Source organism: Pseudomonas sp. CFBP13508 (assembly GCF_005233515.1).
In the GTDB taxonomy this organism is placed as follows: Bacteria; Pseudomonadota; Gammaproteobacteria; order Pseudomonadales; family Pseudomonadaceae; genus Aquipseudomonas; species Aquipseudomonas mercuritolerans.
In genome coordinates this window covers 39,476-64,807 of the sequence record NZ_QFZZ01000013.1, presented here as the reverse complement: position 1 = coordinate 64,807, position 25,332 = coordinate 39,476, and the positions used below count along the sequence as shown (strand labels likewise).

At 62.3% G+C, this 25,332-nt stretch carries 11 protein-coding genes; 7 read left to right on the top strand and 4 right to left on the bottom strand.

What is annotated here, in order from left to right:
- Positions 1–88: 88 nt before the first annotated feature.
- Positions 89–13,087 carry a non-ribosomal peptide synthetase gene (locus PspCFBP13508_RS25965; protein WP_137216166.1) on the bottom strand — a complete coding sequence of 4,333 codons (12,999 nt, stop codon included), beginning with the start codon at positions 13,085–13,087 and terminating at the stop codon, positions 89–91.
- 370 nt (positions 13,088–13,457) lie between these two features.
- Between PspCFBP13508_RS25965 and PspCFBP13508_RS25960 the strand changes: the two genes are divergently transcribed.
- Positions 13,458–14,012, top strand: a complete 555-nt coding sequence (locus tag PspCFBP13508_RS25960) for an RNA polymerase factor sigma-70 (protein ID WP_008088195.1) — start codon at positions 13,458–13,460, stop codon at positions 14,010–14,012.
- A 136-nt stretch (positions 14,013–14,148) separates the two neighbouring features.
- Here PspCFBP13508_RS25960 and PspCFBP13508_RS25955 read toward each other — a convergent pair whose 3' ends face one another.
- From PspCFBP13508_RS25955 to PspCFBP13508_RS25945, 3 genes are all read right to left on the bottom strand, one after another.
- On the bottom strand, positions 14,149–15,162 hold the full coding sequence (locus tag PspCFBP13508_RS25955; protein ID WP_137216165.1) for a GNAT family N-acetyltransferase: 1,014 nt from the start codon (positions 15,160–15,162) through the stop codon (positions 14,149–14,151).
- An 85-nt stretch (positions 15,163–15,247) separates the two neighbouring features.
- The gene (locus PspCFBP13508_RS25950) at positions 15,248–16,045 is read right to left on the bottom strand and encodes a transporter substrate-binding domain-containing protein (RefSeq protein WP_130912581.1); all 798 of its coding nucleotides are present in this window, start codon (positions 16,043–16,045) and stop codon (positions 15,248–15,250) included.
- Positions 16,046–16,138: 93 nt separating this feature from the next.
- The gene (locus PspCFBP13508_RS25945; RefSeq protein ID WP_137216164.1) at positions 16,139–16,762 is read right to left on the bottom strand and encodes a TetR/AcrR family transcriptional regulator; all 624 of its coding nucleotides are present in this window, start codon (positions 16,760–16,762) and stop codon (positions 16,139–16,141) included.
- A gap of 184 nt (positions 16,763–16,946) precedes the next feature.
- Between PspCFBP13508_RS25945 and PspCFBP13508_RS25940 the strand changes: the two genes are divergently transcribed.
- The 6 genes from PspCFBP13508_RS25940 (at position 16,947) to PspCFBP13508_RS25915 (ending at position 25,310) form a co-directional block, all read left to right on the top strand.
- The gene (locus PspCFBP13508_RS25940) at positions 16,947–18,731 is read left to right on the top strand and encodes an acyclic terpene utilization AtuA family protein (protein ID WP_137216163.1); all 1,785 of its coding nucleotides are present in this window, start codon (positions 16,947–16,949) and stop codon (positions 18,729–18,731) included.
- Between the two features lie 12 nt (positions 18,732–18,743).
- On the top strand, positions 18,744–19,628 hold the full coding sequence (locus PspCFBP13508_RS25935) for an SDR family oxidoreductase (RefSeq protein ID WP_122700113.1): 885 nt from the start codon (positions 18,744–18,746) through the stop codon (positions 19,626–19,628).
- Between the two features lie 3 nt (positions 19,629–19,631).
- Positions 19,632–21,248 (top strand): geranyl-CoA carboxylase subunit beta, encoded by a 1,617-nt coding sequence (gene atuC / locus PspCFBP13508_RS25930; RefSeq protein ID WP_137216162.1) that lies wholly within the window; start codon positions 19,632–19,634, stop codon positions 21,246–21,248.
- A gap of 30 nt (positions 21,249–21,278) precedes the next feature.
- On the top strand, positions 21,279–22,436 hold the full coding sequence (gene atuD, locus PspCFBP13508_RS25925; RefSeq protein WP_137216161.1) for a citronellyl-CoA dehydrogenase: 1,158 nt from the start codon (positions 21,279–21,281) through the stop codon (positions 22,434–22,436).
- Positions 22,433–23,230: an enoyl-CoA hydratase-related protein gene (locus tag PspCFBP13508_RS25920; protein ID WP_137216160.1), complete on the top strand. Its 798-nt coding sequence runs from the start codon at positions 22,433–22,435 to the stop codon at positions 23,228–23,230. The genes atuD and PspCFBP13508_RS25920 overlap by 4 nt, the downstream gene beginning before the upstream one ends.
- Before the next feature lie 118 nt (positions 23,231–23,348).
- Positions 23,349–25,310 carry an acetyl/propionyl/methylcrotonyl-CoA carboxylase subunit alpha gene (locus PspCFBP13508_RS25915; RefSeq protein WP_137216159.1) on the top strand — a complete coding sequence of 654 codons (1,962 nt, stop codon included), beginning with the start codon at positions 23,349–23,351 and terminating at the stop codon, positions 25,308–25,310.
- The last annotated feature ends 22 nt before the right edge of the window (positions 25,311–25,332 follow it).

Genomic DNA, 25,332 nt, shown 5'->3' with positions numbered 1-25,332 from the left:
GCTCGCTCCCACAGGGGATTTGTGTTCACCACAGATCCCGTGTGGGAGCGAGCCTGCTCGCGAAGAGGCCGGCCCAGACGCCGAAGAACTACAACCCCTCCAACTCCGCCATCAGATCATTCAACCGATCAACCTTCTCCTCGGTAATATCACTGGCCGCCAATCCATCAATGTACTCAGCCAGTTCCTCTACCGTGCTGCACTCGAACATCGCGCGCAGCGGCACGTTGCGTTGCAGGGCTTTCTGTACCCGCGATGCAATTTGCGTAGCCAGCAGCGAATGCCCGCCCAGTTCGAAGAAATTGTCGCGCACGCCGACCTTTTCCACTTTCAGCACCTCAGCCCAGATATCAGCCAGGGTCTGTTCCAGCTCGTTGCGCGGCGCTACATAATCCGCACTCTGCAACTGACCGATCTCCAGCGTTGGCAAGGCTTTGCGGTCGAGTTTGCCGTTGGCATTCAGGGGCATCTGCTCCAGCCATAGCCAGTGCAGCGGCACCATGTATTCCGGCAGTTCGGTGCGCAGGCGTTGCTTGATCCGTTCCAGACGCTCTCCCGGATTGAGCGCTGCATCGGCCGCGACCAGGTAGCCCACCAGATGCTTGCCGTTGACGCCTTCCTGCACACCCACCGCCGCGTCGCGCACTTCCGGTTGTTCATGCAGGCGCGCTTCGATTTCACCGAGCTCGATACGGTAACCGCGAATCTTCACTTGATGATCGACGCGGCCGACGTATTCCAGCACGCCGTCGGTGCGGCGCCGTGCCAGGTCACCGGTGCGGTACAGGCGTTCGCCCGGCGCGCCGAACGGATTCGGCACAAACACCGGCGCGGTGCGCAGCGGATCGCTGACGTAGCCGCGACCGACACCGATGCCAGCCACGCACAGTTCACCCACCGCGCCCAAAGGCACCAGTTCCAGCGCGCCATCGACCAGGAACAGCAAGTTATTGTCGGTCGGCGTGCCGATCGGCAAGTAACTGCCGCGCGTTGAAGCCATGTCGACACGGAAGAACGCCACGTCATCCGAGCATTCCGCCGGGCCGTAAGCATTGACCAGACCAATGTCCGGGTAACGCAGCAGCCATTGATGGGCCAGTTCCGGCGGCATCGCTTCGCCGGTGGGCAGCATCCAGCGCAAACCATCAAGGCTCATGTGATCAGCGGCGAGCATGCCCTGAATCAGCGACGGCACACTTTCCAGCACGGTGATGCCCTGCGCCTGTACATGCGCCAGCAGACCTTGCGGATCGTGGGCAATCGCATTCGGTACGATGTCGACCCGCGCGCCGAACAACGGCGCGGCAAGGAACTGCCAGACGGAAATGTCGAAGCTTTGCGAGGCGGTCTGCGCGATCACATCGGCCGCGCTCAAGTCGAGGTACGGGCGTTTGCTCAACTGGTTGTTGAGCATGCCGCGCTGCTCGACCATCACGCCTTTTGGCAGGCCGGTCGAACCCGAGGTGTAGATCACATAGGCGAGATTGTCCGGGCCACTGTGGATGCCCGGATTGTGCGTCGCTGCGGCCGACGCCTGGACCTCTTCCCACACCAGCAGGCGCGGGCGATTCGAACAGCCAAACTCTTCGAGCAAGGTCTGCGCCTGCTCAAGGCAGGCTGCGCTGCACACCAGCAACGGCGTGCGGCTCAGCTCGATGATGCGGCTCAGGCGCTGGCTCGGCAGACCCGGGTCCAGCGGCAGGTAACCGGCACCGGCCTTGAAGCTGCCGATGATCATGCCGAGCAGGTCGAGATTACGCTCGGCCAGCAGCGCCACCGGTTGATCCATGCGCACGCCGGCAGCGACCAGGGCATGGCCGAGGCGGTTGGCGTTGTGGTTCAGTTCGGCATAGCTCAATTGCTCCTCGAGGCAACTGGCGGCGATGCGCTGCGGATGCGCTTCAACCTGCGCTTCGAACAACGCCACGTAGCTTTGCTCCAGCGGATAGTCGTGGCCGCTCTGGTTGCAACCGTGCAACAGGAAGTCGCGTTCTTCGTCGCCCAATAGCGGCAAATCGGCCATGTCGCCATGGAAGCCGTCGACCAGCGCCAGCAGCAGGCGCTTGAACTCACTGAGCATGCGCTCGACCGTCGACTCGTCGAAGTAACGCTGGTCATACGACAAATGCAGGCCAAGGTCATCGCCCGGGTAACACACCGCCGTCAGCGGGAAGTTGGTATGGGTGCGACCGGAATCCGAGGTCGCATTAAGGCTCTGTGCACGATCAAGCACCGAGACTTCCACCGGGGCGTTTTCGAAGACGAAGAGGCTGTCGAACAGCGGCTGGCCTTTGGGCAATTCGCTCTGTTCCTGGATATTCACCAGCGGCAGATATTCGTACTCGCGCAGTTGCATGTTGCTGTCGAGCAAAGCGCTGAGCCATTGACGCACGCTGCTGCGCTGATCGTCCGCCGGCATCTTCACGCGCAGGGCGATGCTGTTGATGAACAGGCCGACGGTGCGTTGCATTTCCGGCATGTCCACCGGCCGCCCGGCCACGGTGACGCCGAAGAGCACGTCGCGATCGCCGCTCAGGCGTCGCAGGACTAATGCCCACGCAGCCTGGGCGAAAGTGTTGACGGTCAGTTGATGTGCCTGCGCCAATTCCCGCAGCCGTGCACCGTCCTCGACATTGAGGCGGGTGTAACGGTCGCCGACGATCATGCCGCCGCTTTCACCGGCGTGTTCGCGCAGGAACGGCCGGTCGCTCGGGATCGGCGTAGTACGCTCGAACCCCTGCAGATTCTGCCGCCACCACTGCCGCGCCTCGGCCAGGCTCTGGCGTTGCAGCCAGCCGATGTAGTCGCGATAACGCGGCGGCACGCTCAACTGCGCTTCACGACCTTCACCGAGGGCGGTGTAGATCTCGAAGAAGTCGTTCATCAGCAGAGAACGGCACCAGGCGTCGATGAGGATGTGGTGGTTGCTCATCATGAACCAGTAGCGCGCCGCGCCGACCTTGATCAGGCGCAGGTGAAACGGCGCCTGATTGAGCAGATCGAACCCGGCTTCGCGCTCGCTTTTCAGCAGCGCTTGCAGCTGTGGTTCCTGCTCGGTTTCGGCGACGGCGCTCCAGTCCAGATACTCGATCGGCGTGCGCCCCGGCGTGTGAATCACTTGCAGCATGTCTTCGCCAACGTTCCAGCAGAACGAAGCGCGCAATGCTTCATGACGAGCGACCACCGCTTGCCAGGCCTGGGCGAAACGCTCGGGGTCGAGCTCGCTGTTGATGCGATATCGATCCTGCATGTAGTACAGACCGGTGCCCGGCTCGAGCAAGGTATGCAGGAGCATGCCTTCCTGCATCGGCGTCAGCGGATAGACATCTTCGATGTGCGCGGCCGGCACCGGCAGCGCATCGAGTTGCGCCTGAGTCAGTTTCGCCAGCGGGAAGTCCGACGGTGTCAGGCCGCCGGCCTCGTCTTGCAGACAATGGGCGATCAGGCTTTGCAACTCACCGAGGTAGGCGGCGGCCAGATCGTTAATGGTTTGCGCCTCGTAACGCTCGGCACTGAAAGTCCAGCGCAGCAGCAGTTCACCACCGTAAACCTGACTGTCGACGCTCAGCTCGTTGGGCAACGGCGCCTGCGGATCGTGGGCTGCACCGATTGGCTCATCGAGAGGACGGAACAGCGCATCGCTGCCGAAGCTCTGGTCGAACTGGCCGAGGTAATTGAAAGTGATCGGCGCCTGCGGCAGCGCAGCCATGCTCTGGCGGCAGCCGTCATCGGCCAGATAACGCAACACGCCATAACCGAGACCTTTATGCGGAACGGCGCGCAATTGTTCTTTGATCGCCTTGATCGAAGCGCCCTGCCCGGCGGCCTCTTCGATGTTGTGCGGGGTGAGGCGCAGTGGATAGGCGCTGGTGAACCAGCCGACGGTGCGGGTCAGATCAATCTCGTCGAACAGGGTTTCGCGACCGTGGCCTTCCAGTTGAATCAGTGCCGAGGGCTGGCCGCTCCAGCGGCACAGCACCCGAGCCAGCGCGGTCAGCAGCAGGTCGTTGACCTGAGTGCGATAAGCGCTCGGTGCCTGTTGCAGCAACTGCCGGGTGCGCTCGGCGTCGAGGCGTACGCTGATGGTTTGCGCATGGCGATTCTGCCTGCCGCCCTGCGGGTGTTCGCAAGGCAGATCGGCGCTTGGCCCGGCCAGTTGCGCTTGCCACCAACCGAGTTCTTCACGCAGGGATTCGCTGCCGGCGTAGGCCTGCAAACGCGCGGCCCAGTCCTTGAAGGCGCTGGTTTTCGCCGGCAGTTTCAGCGGCTGCGCAGCGTCGAGCTGGCGATAGGCGGTTTGCAGATCATCCAGCAGCACGCGCCAGGAAACGCCGTCGACCACCAAGTGGTGGATGGCGATGAACAGGCGTTGCTGAACATCCGCAACATCGACCAGCACCGCGCGCAGTAACGGGCCGTTTTGCAGATTCAGGCTGCGTTGCGCGTCGGCGAACAGGGCTTCGCACCGGTCCAGCGACTCGACGCTGACTTGCCTGAGCACATCCTCATTCGTCAGTGCTTGATGCGTTGCTTGCCATGCATCATCGGTTTCAGTGAAACGCAGACGCAGCGCATCGTGCTGCTCGATCACGGCCAGCAAGGCTTGCTGCAATCGTTGCGGCTCGAGGCGCGCGGTCGGTTCCAGCAACAGCGCCTGATTCCAGTGCTGGCGCTGGGGAATGACCGTATCAAAGAACCAGTGCTGAATCGGCGTCAGGCGCGATTCGCCGTCCACCCGACCTTGCTCGGCCGTCACTTGCTGGGTGCGACTGGCAACGGCGGCGAGCGTCTGCACGGTCTGATGCTGGAACAGGTCGCGCGGGCTGAAATGAATGCCCTGCTGACGCGCGCGGCTGACCACTTGAATCGACAGAATCGAGTCACCGCCGAGTTCGAAGAAGTTATCGTTGAGGCCGACCTGCTTGACGTTAAGCACATCGCACCAGATCTGCGCCAGGGTCTGCTCCAGCTCATTGCTTGGCGCCACATAGTCCTGACGATTCAACTCGGGATCGGGCGCCGGCAAGGCGCGGCGGTCGAGTTTGCCGTTGGCGGTCAGCGGCATGCTTGCCAGCAGCATCAGCTGGGTCGGCACCATGTAGTCCGGCAGTTGCGCCTTGAGGTGCGACTTGAGCGCTTCGCGCAGTTCAGCCTGTTGCGCTTCGCCGTGTCCGGCGACATCGGTAACGAGGTAACCCACCAACTGCTTGCCACTCGGCGCATCCAGCGCCAGCACCACCGCTTCGCGGATCGAAGGGTGATCGAGCAGGCGCGTTTCGATTTCGCCCAGCTCGATGCGGAAGCCACGGATTTTCACTTGATGGTCAATCCGGTCCAGATACTCGACCAGACCATCGGCACGCTGGCGCACCAGGTCGCCTGTGCGGTACATGCGCCCGCCTTCAGCGGCAAACGGGTCAGCGACAAAACGCTCGGCGCTGATGCCCGGACGGTCGTGATAGGCCTGAGCCAGACCGGCGCCGCCGACAAACAATTCACCGGTCGCGCCTTGCGGCACCAAGGCCAGATCGGCGTCGAGAATGTACGCGACCCGCGCGCCGATCACGCTGCCGATCGGCACACTGCCAGCGCCCTCTTCCAGTACCTGCGGCGCCAGACTGGCCAGCGGCATGACCACGGTTTCAGTCGGGCCGTAGGCGTTGAAGAACTGCGCTGGCTGGAACGCCGCGCGGATGCGCTGCAGATGCTCGCCGGTCAGCGCTTCACCGCCGGTGATGATCATGCGCACCGGCAGGACTTCATTCTGCGTGGCAAGGAACTGCGCCAACTGGCTGCCGTAGCTCGGCGTGAAGCCGAGGACGTTGATCCGATGCGCACGAATCAAGCCGCAGATTTCTTCCGCGTCCCACTGCCCTTGCGCCCGCAGCACCACCTGCGCACCGCTGAGCAGCGGCACCAGCAAACGTTCGGTGGCGGCGTCGAAGTTGATCGAATAGAAATGCAGTTCACAGTCGTCCGGGCGCATGCCGAACCGTTCGATCACGGCCTGACAGTGCATGGCAATTTCGCCGTGGGAGACCACCACGCCTTTCGGTTTGCCGGTCGAGCCCGAGGTGTAAATCAAGTAGGCCTGATGCTGCGGCAGGCTGATAAACGGCAGCTCGCTGGCCGGGTAGTCGGCCAATCCCGGGCTGTCATCTTCCAGACACCAGCGCGCCACGTCTGACGGCAAGTCACCCAGGGCCTGAAACATCGCCCGATCGCTGAGCAGCAAACCGATGCGGCTGTCTTCGATCATGTAATGCAGACGGTCGAGCGGGTACTCCGGATCCAGCGGCACATAGGCGCCGCCAGCCTTGAGAATCGCCAGCAGGCCGATGACCATTTCCAGCGAACGCTCCAGCGCCAGACCGACCCGCACTTGCGGGCCGACGCCGCGCTCACGCAGCGCCCAGGCCAGACGATTGGCCCGGGCATCGAGTTCGGCGTAGCTCAGGGTCTGCCCAGCGAAAGTCAGTGCTGGTGCGTCTTTGCGCGCCAGTGCCTGTTCGGCAAACAGATGATGGATGCACTGGTCGAGACGATGTTCGCCCGGCTCGACGCCAAGGCTGTCGAGCAGGTGCTGTTGCTCGGTGTTGTCGAGCAACGGCAGTTCGCTGAGGCGTTGCTGCGGATCAGCGATCAACGCTTCAAGCAGGTTGCGCCAATGCCTGGCCATGCGTTCGATGGTCGGTTCGTCGAACAGATCGGTGCTGTAAGTCAGGCAGCAGCCGAGGCGATGGTCGAGGTCGGTGACTTCCAGATTGAGATCGAATTTGGTCGCCCGCGCATCGTTGGCCAGATACTCGACAGTCATCCCAGCGAGGGTGCGGCTCTGCTGGAATTCCCAGCGCTGCACGTTGCACATCACCTGGAACAGCGGGTTGTAAGCCGCGCTGCGTGGCGGCTGCAAGGCTTCGACCAAATGATCGAACGGCAGATCCTGATGGGCCTGGCCTTCGATCACGGTGTGGCGCACCTGCTCGAACAGTTCGCCGACCGACATCTGCCCGTCGAGCTGGCAACGCAGCACCTGGGTGTTGAGAAACGCCCCGATCAGCCCTTCACTCTCCGGGCGGATGCGGTTGGCCACCGGTGCGCCGATGCGCAGATCGGTCTGGCCGCTGTAGCGGTAGAGCAATGTGGCGAGCGCGGCGGTCATGGTCATGAACAGGGTCAGACCGTTTTGCGCATTGAACGCCCGCACCCGCGCAGCGAGATCGTCGCTCAGATCGAAACGGAACAGCTCGCCCTGATGGCTCTGCACCGGTGGACGCGGACGGTCGCCGGGCAGTTCCAGCAGCGGGTGTTCGCGACCGAGTTGCGCGGTCCAGTAATCGAGCTGGCGCTGGCGCTCGCCGGACTCCAGCCACTGACGCTGCCAGATGCTGTAGTCGAGGTATTGCACCGGCAGCGGCTCGAGCGGTGATTCGCGCTCATCGACGAACGCTTCATACAGCGCGCTGAGTTCACGGGCAAAGATGTCCATCGCCCAGCCTTCGGTGACGATGTGGTGCAAGGTCAGGACGAAGTAATGCTCGTGCTCGGCAGTCTTGACCAGGCAGGCACGCAGCAACGGACCGGTTTCCAGATCGAACGGCTGGTGCGCTTCTGCATCGGCCAGTTGTTGCACTTGTTGCTCCCGGACTTCTGCCGGCAGGCTCGAGAAATCCTTCCAGCCCATGCGCACGCCGGTCTCGGCATGCACCTGTTGGCGGGCGACGCCGTCAACGCTGGGGAACGTAGTGCGCAGGGTTTCGTGGCGCAGGATCAGTGCCTGCAACGCCGCCTCGAAATGCTCGACATGCAGCGCGCCGCGCAAGCGCGCCATGCCGCCGACGTTGTAAGCCGGGCTGTCCGGTTCCATCTGCCAGAGGAACCACATGCGCTGCTGCGAATAGGACAGCGGCACCGCTTGGCTGCGGTCGATTTTTGCGATCGGCAACTGTTGGTTGGTGCGGCCGCTGACCTGGATCAGGCGAATCTGTTCGGCGTATTCGCCCAGTTCGCTGTGCTCGAACAGTGTGCGCAGCGGCAGTTCGACGTCACAGGCCTGACGTGTGCGCGAAATGATTTGCGTGGCCAGCAGCGAGTGACCGCCGAGGGCGAAGAAATCATCACGCAGGCCAACCTGCTTCAGACCGAGCACTTCGCGCCAGATCGCGGCGATTTGTTGCTCCAGTTCGCTGACCGGTTCGACGTGTTCACGCACCTGCCATTGCGGTTCGGGCAAGGCGCGGCGGTCGAGTTTGCCGCTGGGACTCAGCGGCATCGCGTCAAGGCGCAAAAGTTGCGCCGGGACCATGTATTCCGGCAGCTCAGCGGCCAAAGCGTTCTTCAGTCGAGCGATTTGTTCGTCGGCATTTTCCTGCGCATCGCTCGCCGTGAAGTAGCCGATCAGTTGCCCACCGGCAGCGGTTTCGCGCACCAGCACCACGGCTTGGGCGACGCCATTTTGCGCCAGCAGTCGCGCCTGGATTTCTTCCGGTTCGACGCGAAAGCCGCGCAGTTTGACCTGCTGATCGAGACGGCCGAGGTATTCGATCACGCCATCAGCGGTCCAGCGCGCACGGTCGCCGGTGCGGTACAAACGGGCACCCTGCTCGCCCAGTGGATCGACGACAAAACGCTCGGCGGTCAACGCCGGACGCCCCAGATAACCACGCGCCAGACCGATGCCGCTGATGCACAACTCGCCCGCCACGCCCGCCGGCACTGGATTGAGATCGGCATCGAGAATGCGGCAGACCACATTGCCCAGCGGCCGGCCAATCGGCGAGCGCTCACCATCGACAGTTGTGCAGTGCCAATGAGTGACGTTGATTGCGGTTTCAGTCGGCCCGTAACGGTTGTGCAATTGCACCGCTGGCAATTGCGCCAGTACCCGGTTGCGCAGCTCGGCGGGCAAGGCTTCACCGCCGGAAAACAGCCGGCGCAGGCTGGTGCATTCGGCACTCAGCGGCTCGTCGATGAACAGCGCCAGCAGCGGCGGGACGAAGTGCAGCGTGGTCACGCCGTATTGCTGAACCAGTTGCGCGATGCGATGCGGGTCGCGGTGCTCGCCGGGGGCGGCAAGCAGCAGACGCGCGCCGGTGATCAGCGGCCAGAAGCATTCCCACACCGAGACGTCGAAACTGATCGGCGCTTTTTGCATCAGCACGTCGGTTTCGTCGAGACGGTAAGTGTCCTGCATCCATTGCAGGCGCTCGGCCAGCGCGGCGTGGGTGTTGCCGACCCCTTTCGGTTGCCCGGTGGAACCCGATGTGTAAATCACGTAGGCGAGGTTGTCGCCGTGCAGTCGCAGTCCCGGTGCCTGGCTCGGCCATTTATCCAGGTGCAGCGCATCCATGGCGATCACGCTGACGCCATCGCTGGCCGGCAGACGCTCGAGCAATTGCGTCTGGGTCAGGAGCAATTCGACGCCACTGTCGCGGAGCATGTACGCGAGACGTTCGGCCGGATAATCCGGATCAAGCGGCACATAGGCGCCGCCGGCCTTGATGATCGCCAGCAGACCGATCAGCAGTTGCGGCGAACGCTCGGCGGCGATGGCCACGCACACGTCCGGGCCAACGCCTTTGTCGCGCAGGTAATGGGCGAGCCGGTTGGCTTGCGCGTGCAGCTCGGCAAAATCCAGACTACCGCCGTCCCACACCAGCGCGGTGCGTTGCGGGGTGTTGCGCAATTGTTGCTCGAGCAGTTCCGGCAGCCATTGTTGCGCCGGGGTGCACGGAGCGACGCTCCAGTCCTTCTGCTGATTCTGCTCGCTGGCCGTCAGCAAGCGCAGATCGCCGATGGCCTGCTTTGGCTGTTCGCAGACCTCGCTGAGCAGATTATGGAAATGCTCGGCCAGGCGCTCGATGGTCGTGGCGTCGAACAGTTCGCTGGCGTAGTCGAAGGACAAGCTCAGGCGACCGTTGCGATCCTCTTCGCTGTGCAATTGCAGATCGAACTTGGCCTCGCGGCTGTGCCACGGCAGTTCTTCGGCGAGCAGACCCGGCAGGCGCTTGAGCGCACTGAGGTCGCGCTGCTGATGGTTGAACATGACCTGGAACAGTCCCTGTTCGCGGGCCTGCGGGAAAGCTTCGAGCAGTTGTTCGAACGGTAGATCCTGATTGGCCTGGGCGCCGAGTGCGGCTTGGCGGGTCTGGTTCAGCAACTCGGCAAATGTCAGGCGCGAATCGATTTGCGCACGCAACACCTGGGTATTGATGAAGAAGCCGATCAGGCTTTGGGTTTCCAGGCGCGGACGGTTGGCGTTGGGCACGCCGATGCGAATGTCGCGCTGACCACTGTAGCGGTGCAGCAAACTTTGCAACGCAGCGAGCAGAAGCATGAACGGCGTGGCTTCGTGAGCCTGCGCGGTCTGGCGGATCGCCTCGCTGAGTTTGCTACTCAAGCGCACGTTGTAGCGTGCGGCGCTGTGGTTGTGTCTGGCCGAGCGCGGGTGATCGGTGGCCAGTTCCAATGGCGGATGTTCTTCGCCCAACTGCGCTTTCCAGTACGCCAGTTGCCGCTCGCCCTCGCCTTGCGCCAACCATTGCCGCTGCCAGTTGCCGTAATCGGCGTAATGCGTGGGCAGCGCTGCCAGTGTCGCCGGCGCACCTTGGGTAGCCGCCGCGTAGAGACGCGAGAATTCATCGAGGAGGATATTCAGCGACCAGCCGTCAGCGATGATGTGGTGCAGGGTCACCAGCAGTTGATGTTCTTCGTCATCGAGACGCACCAGTGTCACCGACAGCAGCGGGCCTTTTTCCAGATCGAACCGAGTGCGCGCCTCGTCTTCGCGAATCTGCTCGGCACGGGCTTCACGCTCGGCCATTGGCAGGTCGCTGATGTCGATCAGTTGCAGGTTGAATTCGGCATCAGCGAGCACTTGCTGCAATGCCACGCCGTCGCGCTCGAAGAAACGTGTGCGCAAAGATTCGTGGCGTTCGATCAGTTGCTGGAAGCTGGCGCGCAGGGCGTCTTCATCCAGTTCGCCACGCAAGCGCAGGCCGCCGGGAATGTTGTAGGCGCTGCTCTGTGGATCGAGTTGCCAGGTGATCCACAGACGGTTTTGTGCCAGCGACTGCGGCATCGGCTCACTGCGCGACAAGGTGCTGATCGGACCTTGAGCGCTGCCGCCGTCCTGTTTTAGCTGCGCCACAGCGGCGGCGAAAGCGCAGAGGGTTGGCGCTTCGAACAGCAGGCGCAGGCTCAGCTCGACACCGAGTGCTTCGCGAACCCGCGCCACCACTTGCGTGGCAGCGATCGAGTTGCCGCCGAGCAGAAAGAAATGGTCGTCGCCACTGACCTGCTTGACGTTGAGTTGCTCGGCCCAGATTTGCCCGATCAACGCTTCAAGATCCGAAGTGCTGCTGGTCGCGGTTTCCGTTGCCGCTGTGATCGAAGGGAACAGCGCGTAACTGTCGAGGCTGCCATCAGCCAGACGATTGCGGCACGCCGAGCGCTGCAGTTTGCCGCTGGAGGTTTTCGGCAACGCGCCCGGATTGAGCAGCACCACCACGCTTGGCGCCTCCTGATACGCCTCGGCCACGGCTTGGCGAATGGCTTTGATCAGCGCATCTGGCGCGAGGATTTTCTGCACGCTGCGGCTGATTTCCGCAGCAATGCCGATGCCCTCTTCGCCGTTGTGAGTGACCGCGAACGCCGCCACGCGGCCCTTGCGCACCACTTCGACTTCGCGCTCGACGGTCTGCTCGATGTCCTGCGGGTAGAGGTTATGGCCACGGACGATGAGCATGTCTTTCAGGCGCCCGGTGACGAACAACTCGCCCGCACGGATAAAACCCAGGTCGCCGGTGCGCAACCAGGTGCGGCCGGCGTGCTGCACGAAGGTCTTGGCGCTGGCTTCGGGGTTGCGCCAGTAACCGTGGGCGATGCTCGGGCCGGCGGCCCAGACTTCGCCGACGGCGTTATCGGCGAGTTCTTCGAGGGTATTCGGTTCGACGATCAGCACCGCGTGCTCAGGCTGGCTGATGCCGCAGCTCATGATCGCGCTGCCGTCGCCCGGCTCGGCGCGGTTTTGCGCCAGCGCCTGATCGTCCACACGCAGCGCCGGGATGCCGTTGCCGCGCGGTGTGCCAGCGACAAACAGGGTCGCCTCGGCCAGACCGTACGAGGCCATGAAGCTGTTGTCGCTGAAACCGCAGGCGGCGAATTTCTCGGCGAAGCGCTCGAGGGTGTCGAGGCGGATCGGCTCGGAGCCGGAATAGGCCACGCGCCATCGACTCAGATCGAGGCGCTCAAGGGCCGATTCGCTGACCCGCTCACTGCACAAGCGATAGGCGAAATCCGGGCCGCCGCTGATGGTGCCGCCGTACTCGGCAATCGCTTCCAGCCAGCGCAACGGCCGGCCGAGGAAGTACGCCGGCGACATCAGAATGCACGGCACGCCGCTGAAAATCGGTTGCAGCAGACCACCGATCAAACCCATGTCGTGGTACAGCGGCAACCAACTGACGATGACGTCGTCCGGATTGACGTCGATCCCGAAACCGCGACGGATCAGCAGTTCGTTGGCGACCAGATTGCCATGGCTGACCTGCACACCCTTGGGCAGCGCGGTGGAGCCAGAGGTGTATTGCAGAAAGGCGATGTGCTCGGCCGGCAGGCTCGGTTCAACCCACTGTTCGGCCAGTGCGCTGTCGAGGGTGTCGACACACAACAGCGGCGGCGCGCCGTCGATTTGTTGCAAGGCATCGCGCAGGTCGGCGCTGGTCAGCAACAGCGTGGGCTCGGCGTCGGCGATGATCGACAGCAAACGCTCCTGATGATGACGACGCGCGGATTCCGGCGGATAGGCCGGCACCGCAATCACACCGGCATACAGGCAACCGAAAAACGCCGCGACGTAATCCGCGCCACTGGGAAACAGCAGCACCGCACGCTCACCGAATCCAGCCTGAGCCTGCAACGCAGCGGCGATGGTGCGCGCGCGTTGATCGAGTTCGCGATAGCTGAGCACCACAGCCTGCTCCGGGTTTTCGGCGAGAAAACGCAAGGCCAGTCGGTCCGGCGTCAGGGCCGCGCGACGCTTGAGGGCATGGACCAGGGTGCTGGGAAGTTCGAACGCGTCGGTCATGAGGTTTCCTGCCTGAATTCGGCTTGCAAGTGGAATCGGGTGGCTGCGTCACACCTGTCGAGAGGCGTGCGGGGCGCGGTCTGTGCCGACCGCGCAAGGCATCGGAATGCGCTGAGGCCGGGGATCTGCACCCGGGCCATTCACCAATGAGAACGGATGGAGTGGGGAAATAATTAGTCGGCAGGCGCGACGTCCAGCGGGGCTGGGGTGCGGCGGCGTGTCGCAGTTGGCAAAACACATCGCCTTACAGCAATACCTCTCTTTCTCATTTGACAATCATTATCATTCAACATAATTTGTCGCTCGATGTGTAGGACGGCGCCGTCCCCCGAGGCCCTCCCACTAACCTATTGGCAGCAAGGTGATTTCCATGACGGAACAAGTATCCACAAGCAGGTGCGATTCACCGCTACTTCAGGCATTCGTCGACAATCGACTGATTCTGGTCAAGATTGCAGCCCGCATTACCGGTTGCAGGTCTCGTGCCGAAGACGTGGTTCAGGATGCGTTTTTCCGACTGCAATCGGCGCCGCCGATCACGTCGTCGATCAAGGCTCAGCTGAGCTACCTGTTCCAGATCGTGCGCAACCTCGCCATCGATCACTACCGCAAGCAGGCGCTCGAACAGAAATACTCAGGCCCGGAAGAGGAAGGCTTGAACGTGGTGATTCAGGGCGCTTCGCCGGAAACTTCGCACATCAACTTCTCGACCCTCGAACACATCGCCGATGCGCTGACCGAACTGCCCAGCCGCACCCGCTATGCCTTCGAGATGTACCGCTTGCACGGCGTGCCGCAGAAAGACATCGCCAAGGAACTGGGCGTATCGCCCACCCTGGTCAACTTCATGATTCGTGATGCGCTGGTGCACTGCCGCAAGGTGTCGGGCAGTCGGCGGGATGCAGTGATTGCGGGTCGTCGTTAGGATCCGGATTCTGCGTCAAGCCATTCGCGAGCAGGCTCGCTCCCACAGGGTTTGATGAACAACACAAACCCAGTGTGGGAGCGAGCCTGCTCGCGAAAGCGGCCTCAGACTCAACGCAATACCGAAGCCGAACGCATCAGGCCAGCTTGCACCGATCAAAAAACCGCTCCCGCCCCAGAATCATCAATGCCGCGCGCTTGTGCGGAAAATCGAATTCCTTCTCGCAGTGAAAGCACTGGTTGTGCATATGTCCGATCATCTTCGCGTTGTCGGCACGTGGCTCGGCGACCACGCGCTGGGTGCGTGGATCATCGAGAAACAGGTAATGCACCAGTGCCGATAACCAGCTCGCCACTTTGTGTGGGCCGCGATGACTCTCCTCGCCGACCAGCATGTGAATGCCACGGTCGTAATCGTCGGCATCATAGAACGGCGCGATACGATCTTCCTTGGCCCAGTAGGCTTCGAAATAAGCGAACGGCTGATCATCGAAACAGCCAATCAGCGTCAATGTGTGCGGATCGCCATCGAGCTTGCTGAGATATTCGCGATGCTGCTCAAGGCTGCCCTCCTCCTGCCAGAAACTCGCCACGCGCGGGCTGTTCTGCCAGCGATTGAAGCGCGACAGATCTTCCTCGATTTCCAGCGTTCGCAAGGAAATCCACGCGCCGAGCCGCGCATCGAAACGCCGATAGACTTCACCGCGCGGCTTCACCGGTCGCAGCGGATGGCGCTTGCCGTGGCTGATGACCATTTGCTGCGGATAGCTGCCGGTCAGTGAAGTGCCCAGCCACGGCTGCGGCAATTGCCAGAACAGCGTGCGCTCGCAGCGATACTCGCCGGCGACTTCGGTATTGATCAGCAGACCACTGCGCAAGGCTTCGGTCGGCGGCTGATCGAGTTGCCAGGTCAATTGCTGGCACGCCGGATCACGGGCGAACAACCAATAACAGGCGGCCCACAAGGCTTGCCCGGGCGGCAGGGCAAAACGTTCATCAAGCTGAATCGGGCCATTGGCCTCGCGGTCCAGGCGCAGCCGAATCAGCGGTTGCCCGTCCAGGCTCAGGCTCAGTCGGCTCTCGGTAGCATCAGCGATCAATCGACTGCCCGAGGGCAACGCCAGGGCAGTCAGGTCATTCAGATTGGACATGGGTCGGGCTCACGTAATCGTCGACAGTTCAACGAAGTGACGTGAGCCGGGAGGGGAAATTTAAGCGCGGGACGAAAACAGCGCTTCAGTGATGCGGCACGGGCACCACGGCAATCTTGTAAGGCTCGAAAATCTTCAGCAATTCGCCATTGTCACGCAGACGCTGCAACAGATTGCCGAAGGCGTCGCCGGTGATCGGAGCGCTTGGCCGCAGAATCGCGTAATGGTGATAGATCTGATCGGTACGCTGCGACGCCAACAGCTCATCGCGGACCTTCTCGTTGCGCAGCAGGTAATCGAACAGATAGGAACGGGTGACCAAGGCAATGTCGGCGCGCCCGCGCAGGACCATCAGCAGGTTGCTGTCGTGGGAATAGGTCAGCGTGGCGTTGTAGTTGTGCGCGAGGAATTTCGGGTCGGCATTGAAGTTGGCGAATTCGTAGTGATAACCGCTGAACAGCGCCAGACGCTTGCCCGACAGGCTCGAGAAGTAATTCTGCTGGCGACCGTCTTCGCGTTGTGCGACGAAGATTTCGGCGTCTTCCAGGCCCATGTCGACGTCGTCGTGGGGAATGTCCTTCCAGCCCCACTCGGGGTTCTCGAAGATCGCCATATCGATGCGGCCCTGCTTGAAATCACCGAAACGGCGCGGGATCGAGGTTGGCACCAGGACGAACTGATAGTCGCTTTGCGAGCGGTTCAGCGCCTCGATCAATTGCGGCAACAGGCCGGTATCGGCGCCGTTTTCCGGGCGAATCGTATAAGGCGGGAAATGCGCGGCGCCGACCCGGACCAATTGCGCTGACTGAGCGGGCAATACCCATAACGCAGCCAGCGCAGCGAGCATCAGCCCGGCGGCTGTCCGAATTGGCGAAGACTTCAAAACACCCCACTCCCCGAAAAAAATAGCGATCAATGCATTCAAGCTAGGCGGTTTCGCCGACTTAGCCAGTTTGTCGGCCGGTCCGACAACCGTTCAACGCGCTTCGAGGACCAGAATCAGCGCTTCATCGGCGAGCTGATCGAGGCTCAAACTGCCGCCGGCACGGAACCAGGTGGTGGTCCAGGACAGTGCGCCGGTAAGGAAACGTCGGGTAATAAAAACGTCGCCGCGAATATAGCCGGCGTCCTTGGCCTCGCCCAGAACCTGCAGCCAGATGTCTTCATAAACGTCACGCAAAGCAAGGACTTTAGCCTGGCCGTCTTCGGACAATGAGCGCCATTCGTACACCAGCACCGCCATCGCCTCGCCACTGCCGCCCATGATCGACTGCAATTCGCAGCGAATCAGCGCCAGCACTTTCTCGCGCACTTCGCCGGCTTCGGCCAGGGCTGCGCGCATCAGCGCGGTGTTGTAGCGGATGGTTTCCTCCATCACCGCGCGGAGAATTTCATCCTTGCTTTTGAAGTGATGAAAAATGCTTCCCGACTGAATGCCCACAGCGCTGGCCAGATCGCGCACCGTGGTGCGCTCGTAGCCTTTGTTGCGAAACAGGTGAGCCGCCACTTGCAGCAATTTGCCGCGGGCGCTGTCCGGGTCGGTCAACTGGCCCTGGTCGACCAGTTCGCGCATGACCCGCAGGGCTTTTTGCTCGTCCACCCGTTCTCTCCTACAGTCGATCAGTGTGTTGCCCCCTGTAACCGCAGGGTTGCGCGCAATTTAAGCCGCGCGCGGGCACCAAGCAAGCGCTTGGGCAGAAGAATGTTTCGCCTGTTTACAAACCAAGCGCTTGCTTGGTAGCCTCCAGACACTTCTGTCGCAGGTCCCTGAGTCGGAGATAAAAATGCCAACCACCGTGCGAATCGGCTGCGCCAGTGCTTTCTGGGGCGACACCTGCACCGCCGCCGCCCAACTGGTGACGGGGGGAAACCTCGATTATCTGGTCTTCGATTATCTGGCCGAAATCACCATGTCGCTCATGGCTGGTGCGCGTCTTAAAGACCCACAGGCCGGGTTCGCCAGCGATTTCATCGAAGTGCTGGCGCCGCTGCTGACGCAACTGGCCGAACAGAACATCCGCGTGATCAGCAATGCCGGTGGGGTCAATCCGCAGGCTTGCGCAGCGGCCCTGCAAGCGGCCTGCGATCAGGCTGGAGTCCAGCTGAAGATTGCCGTGTTGCTCGGCGACGACTTGCAAGGACAGCTCAAAAACCCCGCCGACATCCGCGAAATGTTCAGCGGCGCGCCACTTCCGCGCATGTGCGTGTCGACCAACGCCTACCTCGGCGCGCCAGGGATTGTCGAAGCGTTGCGCCTGGGTGCCGACATTGTCATCACCGGCCGGGTGGTCGACAGCGCCGTGGTCAGCGCGGCGCTGGTGCACGAGTTCGGTTGGTCGTGGCACGACTACGACAAACTCGCTCAGGCCGCGTTGGCCGGGCACATCATCGAATGCGGCGCACAGTGCACGGGCGGTAATTTCACCGACTGGCGCGAGGTGCCGGATTACGAGCACATCGGTTTTCCGATCGTCGAGGTCAGCGCCGATGGCCAGTTCCTCGTCAGCAAACCCGAAGGCTCCGGCGGCCTGGTCACGCCGCTGACCGTCGGAGAGCAGATGCTCTACGAAATCGGCGATCCGCAGGCCTATCTGTTACCCGATGTGATCTGCGATTTCACTCAGGTCAAACTTCAGCAACAAGGCAAAAACGTCGTGCAGGTGCACGGTGCCAAAGGCCTGCCGCCCAGCGACAAATACAAGGTCAGCGCCACGTACCCGGACGGTTTTCGCTGCACCGCCAGTTGCCTGATGGCCGGCATCGACGCGGTGGACAAGGCGCGGCGGGTCAGTCAGGCGATCATCGACAAGACCGCCGAGATGTTCAGCCTGCGCGGCTGGGCGCCGTACAGCGAAACCCATGTCGAACTGCTCGGCAGCGAAGCCACCTACGGCCCCCACGGCCAGCGCCGCGACAGCCGTGAAGTGGTGATCAAAATCGCCGTGCGCCATCCCGACAAACGCGCGCTGGTGCTGTTTTCCAAAGAGATCGCCCAGGCCGCGACCGGTATGGCGCCCGGTTTGACCGGCATCGTCGGCGGACGTCCGACCGTGTACCCAGTCATCCGCTTGTTCTCGTTCCTCGTCGATAAAAGCGCCTGCGACCTGCAAGTCGACATCGCAGGCGAACGTCATCCGTGCGCCCTCCCCGACCCAGTGGCCCTCGACAGCGCAGATTTGCCGCTCGCCCATCAGCCACCCAAACCCCAGGGCCGCGCCGATGCCAGTGTGCCGCTGGTGAAACTGGCGGTGGCGCGCTCCGGCGACAAGGGCAACCACAGCAATATCGGCGTGATGCCGCGTCATCCCGATTACCTGCCGTGGATCGCCGAAGCGCTCACCACCTCGGTGGTGGTCGACTGGATGCGCCACGTCCTCGATCCGCTTCTCGGGCGTGTCGAACGCTGGTATCTGCCCGGCACCCACAGCCTCAACTTTCTTTTGGAAAACGCCCTCGGCGGTGGCGGTGTCGCCAGTCTGCGCATCGACCCGCAAGGCAAAGCCTTCGCCCAGCAACTATTGGAAATCCAGATCCCGGTGCCGCAGAGCATCGCCGAACAGCTCGACTAGAGGATGGTGTGCATGGCTTACGCGTCGATTTTTCGCGCCGATCTGTTCAGCGGCCAGAACCTGATTGTCACCGGCGGCGGCAGCGGCATCGGTCGCTGCACCGCCCATGAACTGGCAGCGCTCGGCGCCAATGTGCTGCTGGTCGGGCGCAAGCCGGAAAAACTCGAAAAGGTCGCCGCCGAAATCGCCGAGGACGGCGGCCGCGCGCACTGGAAGGCCTGCGATATCCGCGATGAAGAAGCGGTCAAGCAATTGGTCAAAGAGCTGATCGCCGAACACGGGCCGATCCACGGCCTGGTCAACAACGCCGGCGGCCAATACCCGTCGCCCTTGGCCTCGATCAATCAGAAGGGCTTCGAAACCGTGCTGCGCACCAATCTGGTCGGCGGTTTTCTGATGGCCCGCGAAGTGTTCAACCAGTCGATGAGCAAACACGGCGGCAGCATCGTCAACATGCTTGCCGACATGTGGGGCGGCATGCCCGGCATGGGCCACTCGGGCGCGGCGCGTTCGGGCATGGACAACTTCACCAAGACTGCCGCGTTCGAGTGGGGTTACGCCGGGGTCCGGGTCAACGCGGTGGCGCCGGGCTGGATCGCCTCCAGCGGCATGGACACTTACGAGGGCGCATTCAAAGCGGTGATTCCGACCCTGCGCGAGCATGTGCCGCTCAAGCGTATCGGCACCGAATCGGAAGTCAGCGCGGCAATCGTGTTTCTGCTCAGCCCGGCGGCGGCATTCATCAGCGGCACCACAGTGAAAATCGACGGCGCCGCCAGCCTCGGCAGTCGCGCCTGGCCGCTGCACAAGGCCAGCCACAGCGAATCGTTCAACGGTTTTCACCGCGCGTATTTACCAGAAGTGTTGCGTCCCGACGTGCTCAAGGACAAGGAATAAGCCATGGCGCAGATTCAGTCGCAACTCGATCCGCACAGCGAAGCGTTCGCGCGCAACCGCGCGGCCATGCTCGCCGCCATCGAGCAGGTGCAGCAGCTCGAACAGAACCTGTTGAACAAGGCCGCCGAAGCCAAAGACAAATTCAGCAAACGCGGGCAACTGTTGCCCCGCGAACGCCTGAACCTGCTGCTCGACCCCGGCGCGCCGTTCCTCGAACTGGCCAGCCTCGCCGGCTATAAATTGCACGACGACAAGGACGGCAGCTCGGCCGGTGGCGGGCTGATTGCCGGGATCGGTTATGTCTGCGGCATCCGCGCGATGGTGGTCGCCAACAACAGCGCGATCAAGGGCGGCACGATCTCGCCGAGCGGCCTGAAAAAATCCCTGCGCCTGCAACAGATCGCGCGGGAAAACAAACTGCCGATGATCACCCTCGCCGAAAGCGGCGGTGCCAATCTCAACTACGCGGCGGAGATTTTTGTCGAAGGCGCGCGCAGTTTCGCCAATCAGGCGCGCATGTCAGCGATGGGTTTGCCGCAGATCACCGTGGTACACGGCTCGGCCACCGCAGGCGGCGCCTATCAACCGGGATTGTCGGATTACGTGGTGGTGGTGCGCGGCAAGGCCAAGCTGTTTCTCGCCGGCCCGCCATTGCTCAAAGCAGCGACCGGCGAAGTGGCCAGTGATGAAGAACTCGGTGGCGCCGAGATGCACGCGCAGGTCGCCGGCACTGCCGAATATCTCGCCGAAAACGACGCTGACGGCATACGCCAGGTCCGCGACATCATGCGCATGTTGCCCTGGAACGAGCAGCTGCCGTGGCTGCCGCAGCCGCAATTCAAAGAACCGCTTTACCCCATCGACGAACTGCTCGGGCTGATCCCGGACGATGCAAAAAAGCCTTACGACGTGCGCGAAATCATCGCGCGGATTGCCGATGAGTCGGACTTTCTCGAATTCAAAGGCGAGTTCGATCAGCAAACCATTTGTGGCCAGTTGAAAATCCAGGGCCGCGCCTGCGGCTTTATTGGCAACAACGGCCCGATCACCCCGCAAGGTGCGAGCAAGGCGGCGCAATTCATCCAGTTGTGCGACCAGAGCCAGACACCACTGCTGTTTTTTCATAACACCACGGGTTTCATGGTCGGCACCGAATCGGAACAGCAAGGGGTGATCAAGCACGGCTCGAAACTGATCCAGGCGGTGGCCAACGCACGAGTGCCTAAACTGACCATTGTCGTCGGCGGTTCCTACGGCGCCGGCAACTACGCCATGTGCGGACGCGGGCTCGATCCGCGCTTCATCTTCGCCTGGCCCAACAGCCGCACGGCAGTGATGGGTGGCGCTCAGGCCGGCAAGGTCTTGCGCATCGTTACCGAAGCCAAACAGCTCAAGGACGGCATCGAGCCGGATCCGAAAATGCTCGACATGCTCGAACAGATGACCGCGCAGAAACTCGACAGTCAATCCACCGCACTGTACGGCAGCGCCAACCTGTGGGACGACGGCCTGATCGATCCGCGGGACACCCGCACCCTGCTCGGTTACTTGCTGGATATCTGCCACGAAGCCGACATGCGCACGCTGCAACCCAACAGCTTCGGCGTCAGCCGCTTCTGACCGCCACGGATCCTACGGAGAACAACAACAATGATCTTCACCCCGGAACACGAAGCCCTGCGCCGCACCGTCCGCCAGTTCGTCACGCACGAGATCAACCCGCACGTCGAAAAGTGGGAAAAGGCCGGACGCTTTCCCATCCACGAAATTTTCCGCAAGGCCGGTGAGCTGGGTCTGCTGGGCATTTCCAAGCCGGAAAAATTCGGCGGCATGGGCCTCGACTACAGCTATTCGATTGTCGCCGCCGAAGAGTTCGGCACCATTCATTGCGGCGGGATTCCGATGTCGATCGGCGTGCAGACCGATATGTGCACACCGGCGCTGGCGCGTTTCGGCTCCGATGAACTGCGCGAAGAATTCCTCCGGCCGGCGATCACTGGCGAACAGGTCGGCTGCATCGGCGTTTCCGAAGTCGGCGCCGGTTCCGATGTCGCCGGGCTGAAAACCACGGCGCGCAAGGACGGCGATGACTACGTGATCAACGGCAGCAAGATGTGGATCACCAACTCGCCGAGCGCCGATTTCATCTGCCTGCTCGCCAACACCTCGGACGACAAGCCGCACATCAACAAGTCGCTGATCATGGTGCCGATGAACACTTCGGGAATCAGCCTCAGTTCGCACCTGGACAAGCTCGGCATGCGCAGCTCGGAAACCGCGCAGGTGTTCTTCGACAACGTGCGCGTGCCGCAGCGCAATCGCATCGGCCACGAAGGCGCGGGGTTCATGATGCAGATGCTGCAGTTCCAGGAAGAACGCCTGTTCGGCGCCGCGAACATGATCAAGGGCCTGGAATATTGCATCGACAGCACCATCGAGTACTGCAAGGAGCGCAAGACCTTCGGTAACGCGCTGATCGACAACCAGGTGATCCACTTCCGTCTCGCCGAATTGCAGACCGAAATCGAATGCCTGCGCGCGTTGGTCTATCAGGCCACCGAGCAGTACATCAAAGGCCAGGACGTCACGCGCCTGGCGTCGATGGCCAAGCTCAAGGCCGGACGCCTCGGCCGTGAAGTCAGCGACAGCTGCCTGCAATATTGGGGCGGTATGGGCTTCATGTGGGACAACCCGGTGGCCCGCGCCTATCGCGATGTGCGTCTGGTATCGATTGGCGGCGGCGCCGACGAGATCATGCTGGGGATCATCTGCAAACTGATGGGCATCCTGCCGGGGAAAAAGAAATGAGCCCCCTGCCCGATTGCCAGACGCTGTTGCTGGAACTGCATGGCGGCGTGCTGCACATCACCCTCAACCGCCCGGACAGCCGCAACGCGATGAGCCTGCAAATGGTCGCCGAACTGCGCGCGGTGCTGACGGCGGTGCACGATGACCGCACAGTGCGGGCCATGGTGCTCAGCGGTGCCGGCGGGCATTTTTGTGCCGGGGGCGACATCAAGGACATGGCCAATGCCCGTGCTCAAGGCGCGGAGGCTTATCGCGATTTGAACCGGGCGTTCGGTGCGTTGCTGGAGGAAGCCCAGCACACGCCGCAGGTGCTGATCACGGTGCTGCAAGGCGCCGTGCTCGGCGGCGGCTTCGGCCTGGCCTGCGTCAGCGATGTTGCGATTAGCGATCACAAGGCGCAGTTCGGCTTGCCGGAAACCAGCCTTGGCCTGATCCCGGCGCAAATCGCACCGTTTGTGGTACAGCGGATTGGCTTGACCGAAACCCGCCGGCTCGCGCTGACGGCGGCGCGTTTCGATGGCGCCGAGGCGCAGCGATTGGGGCTGGTGCATTTCGTTGAACAGGATGCCCAGGCGCTGGCCGAGCGACTGGATGAGGTCTTGCAACAGGTACTGCGCTGCGCACCCGAAGCGAATGCCGCGACCAAAGCATTGTTGCTGGCGAGTGCCGGACAGCCGTCGAGTGAGTTGCTTGATGAGGCGGCGCAGTGGTTCAGCGCGGCAGTGACTGGAGACGAAGGGATCGAAGGCACCTTGGCCTTTATGCAAAAGCGTAAACCGCGGTGGGCTATCTGAAAGCTTCGCGAGCAAGCTCGCTCCCACATTGGATCTGGATCACTTACAAATCTCTGTGGGAGCGAGCTTGCTCGCGAAGAGGCCAGCACCTGCGACGCAACTTCTGAGGAAATAGCCCATGCCCACCCTCCACAAAATCCTGATCGCCAACCGCGGTGAAATCGCCTGCCGCATCCAGCGCACGGCCCAAGCGCTGGGCTATCGCACCGTCGCCGTGTTCAGCGACGCCGACGCCGATGCGCTGCATGTACAAATGGCCGATCAGGCCGTGCACATCGGCCCGGCGCCGGTGCAGCAGTCGTACCTCAACATTGCGGCGATCATCGACGCCGCCCGGCGCAGCGGTGCCGATGCGATTCACCCCGGCTACGGCTTCCTCTCGGAAAACGCCGATTTCGCCCGCGCCTGCGCCGAGGCAGGGCTGGTTTTCATCGGCCCCAGCGTCGAAGCCATCGAACTGATGGGCAGCAAACGCCTGTCGAAAATCGCCATGCTCGACGCGGGCGTGCCGTGCATTGCCGGCTATCAAGGCGCAGCGCAGGACGATGCGACCCTGTTGGCCGAAGCCGAGCGCATCGGTTATCCGCTGATGATCAAGGCCAGCGCCGGTGGTGGTGGACGCGGCATGCGTCTGGTGCACGAGGCCAGCGATCTGCTGGCGCAACTGCGCACCGCGCGCTCCGAAGCGCTGAACGGTTTCGGCAGTGACGAACTGATTCTCGAACAGGCGTTGATCGAGCCGCGCCACGTCGAAGTGCAGCTGTTCGGCGACCAGCACGGCAACCTGGTCTACCTCGGCGAACGCGATTGCTCGATCCAGCGCCGCCATCAGAAAGTCATCGAAGAAGCGCCGTGCCCGGTGATGACCGCCGAGCTGCGCCAGGCCATGGGCGAAGCGGCGCTCAAGGCCGGGCGCGCGGTGGATTACGTCGGCGCCGGCACCGTGGAGTTCCTCCTCGACGCGCGCGGGCAGTTCTACTTTCTGGAGATGAACACCCGTCTGCAGGTCGAACACCCGGTGACGGAATTGATCACCGGGCTGGATCTGGTCGCGTGGCAGTTGCTGGTTGCCGAGGGCCAGCCGCTGCCGCTGACGCAGGAGCAGATCCGTCTCGACGGTCACGCCATGGAAGTACGCCTCTACGCTGAAGATCCCGCTGCGGATTTTCTCCCGCAAACCGGCCGAATTGCCGCATGGCAACCGGCGTCGGATCACGGTGCGCGCATCGATCACGGTCTGCTTGAAGGTCAGTCGGTGAGCCCGTTCTACGACCCGATGCTGGGCAAACTGATCGCCCACGGCGCAACCCGCGAAGAGGCGCGACGCAAATTGTTGCGTGCGGTGCAGGACACCGTGCTGCTTGGCGTGCAGAGCAATCAACGCTTACTCGAAGGCCTGCTGCAACATCCGCAGTTCATCAGTGGCGATTTCAGCACCGCTTTCATCCAGCAACATTTTTCCAGCCATGCCTGCCTCAACCCTTACGTACCGACGACGGCGCAACTGGCGATTGCCGTGGCGTTGTTCTATCAGGCCAGCGCCCTGCACCATCGCGCCCCGTTGAATGGCTGGCGCAACAACGCCAGCGTGCCGTTGCACTATCGACTCGGCAGTGACGAACAGGACTGGACGCTGTCGGTGCTGGCGCGCAAAACCGGCGAGTTGGTCGTGCAGGCTGGCGAAAGCACTGTGGAGGTGAAAATCATTGAGCACGCCGCGCAATCGATCACCATCGAAGTCGATGGTCTGCGCCAGCGTCACGCCTATCGTCTGCACGATCGGCAGCTTTGGCTGTTCACCCATCCGGGCAGCCTGCGCCTGGAGGATCGAACTCATGCGCCGATCGACAGTCAGACCAGCGTCGCCTCCGGCATCCTGAAAGCCCCGATGGACGGTGCCATTGTCGATGTGCTGGTCAGCGAAGGCAGTATGGTCAGCAAGGGTCAATTGCTGGTGGTACTGGAGGCAATGAAAATGGAGCATCCGTTGAAGGCCGGCATCGATGGCGTGCTCAAGCGGGTGCAAGTGAAGGTCGGCGATCAGGTAAAAAATCGTCAGGTTCTGTTGCAGGTCGAGTAGTCGCCCGGGCACAAGCGCGGGG

Excerpts from the sequence above, each read along its gene's own strand:
- PspCFBP13508_RS25935 (WP_122700113.1), top strand. The coding sequence starts at position 18,744 with ATGGCTTACGCGTCGATTTTTCGCGCCGATCTGTTCAGCGGCCAGAAC.
- PspCFBP13508_RS25955 (WP_137216165.1), bottom strand. The coding sequence starts at position 15,162 with ATGTCCAATCTGAATGACCTGACTGCCCTGGCGTTGCCCTCGGGCAGT.
- PspCFBP13508_RS25915 (WP_137216159.1), top strand. The coding sequence starts at position 23,349 with ATGCCCACCCTCCACAAAATCCTGATCGCCAACCGCGGTGAAATCGCC.
- PspCFBP13508_RS25920 (WP_137216160.1), top strand. The coding sequence starts at position 22,433 with ATGAGCCCCCTGCCCGATTGCCAGACGCTGTTGCTGGAACTGCATGGC.
- atuD (WP_137216161.1), top strand. The coding sequence starts at position 21,279 with ATGATCTTCACCCCGGAACACGAAGCCCTGCGCCGCACCGTCCGCCAG.
- atuC (WP_137216162.1), top strand. The coding sequence starts at position 19,632 with ATGGCGCAGATTCAGTCGCAACTCGATCCGCACAGCGAAGCGTTCGCG.
- PspCFBP13508_RS25965 (WP_137216166.1), bottom strand. The coding sequence starts at position 13,087 with ATGACCGACGCGTTCGAACTTCCCAGCACCCTGGTCCATGCCCTCAAG.
- PspCFBP13508_RS25960 (WP_008088195.1), top strand. The coding sequence starts at position 13,458 with ATGACGGAACAAGTATCCACAAGCAGGTGCGATTCACCGCTACTTCAG.
- PspCFBP13508_RS25940 (WP_137216163.1), top strand. The coding sequence starts at position 16,947 with ATGCCAACCACCGTGCGAATCGGCTGCGCCAGTGCTTTCTGGGGCGAC.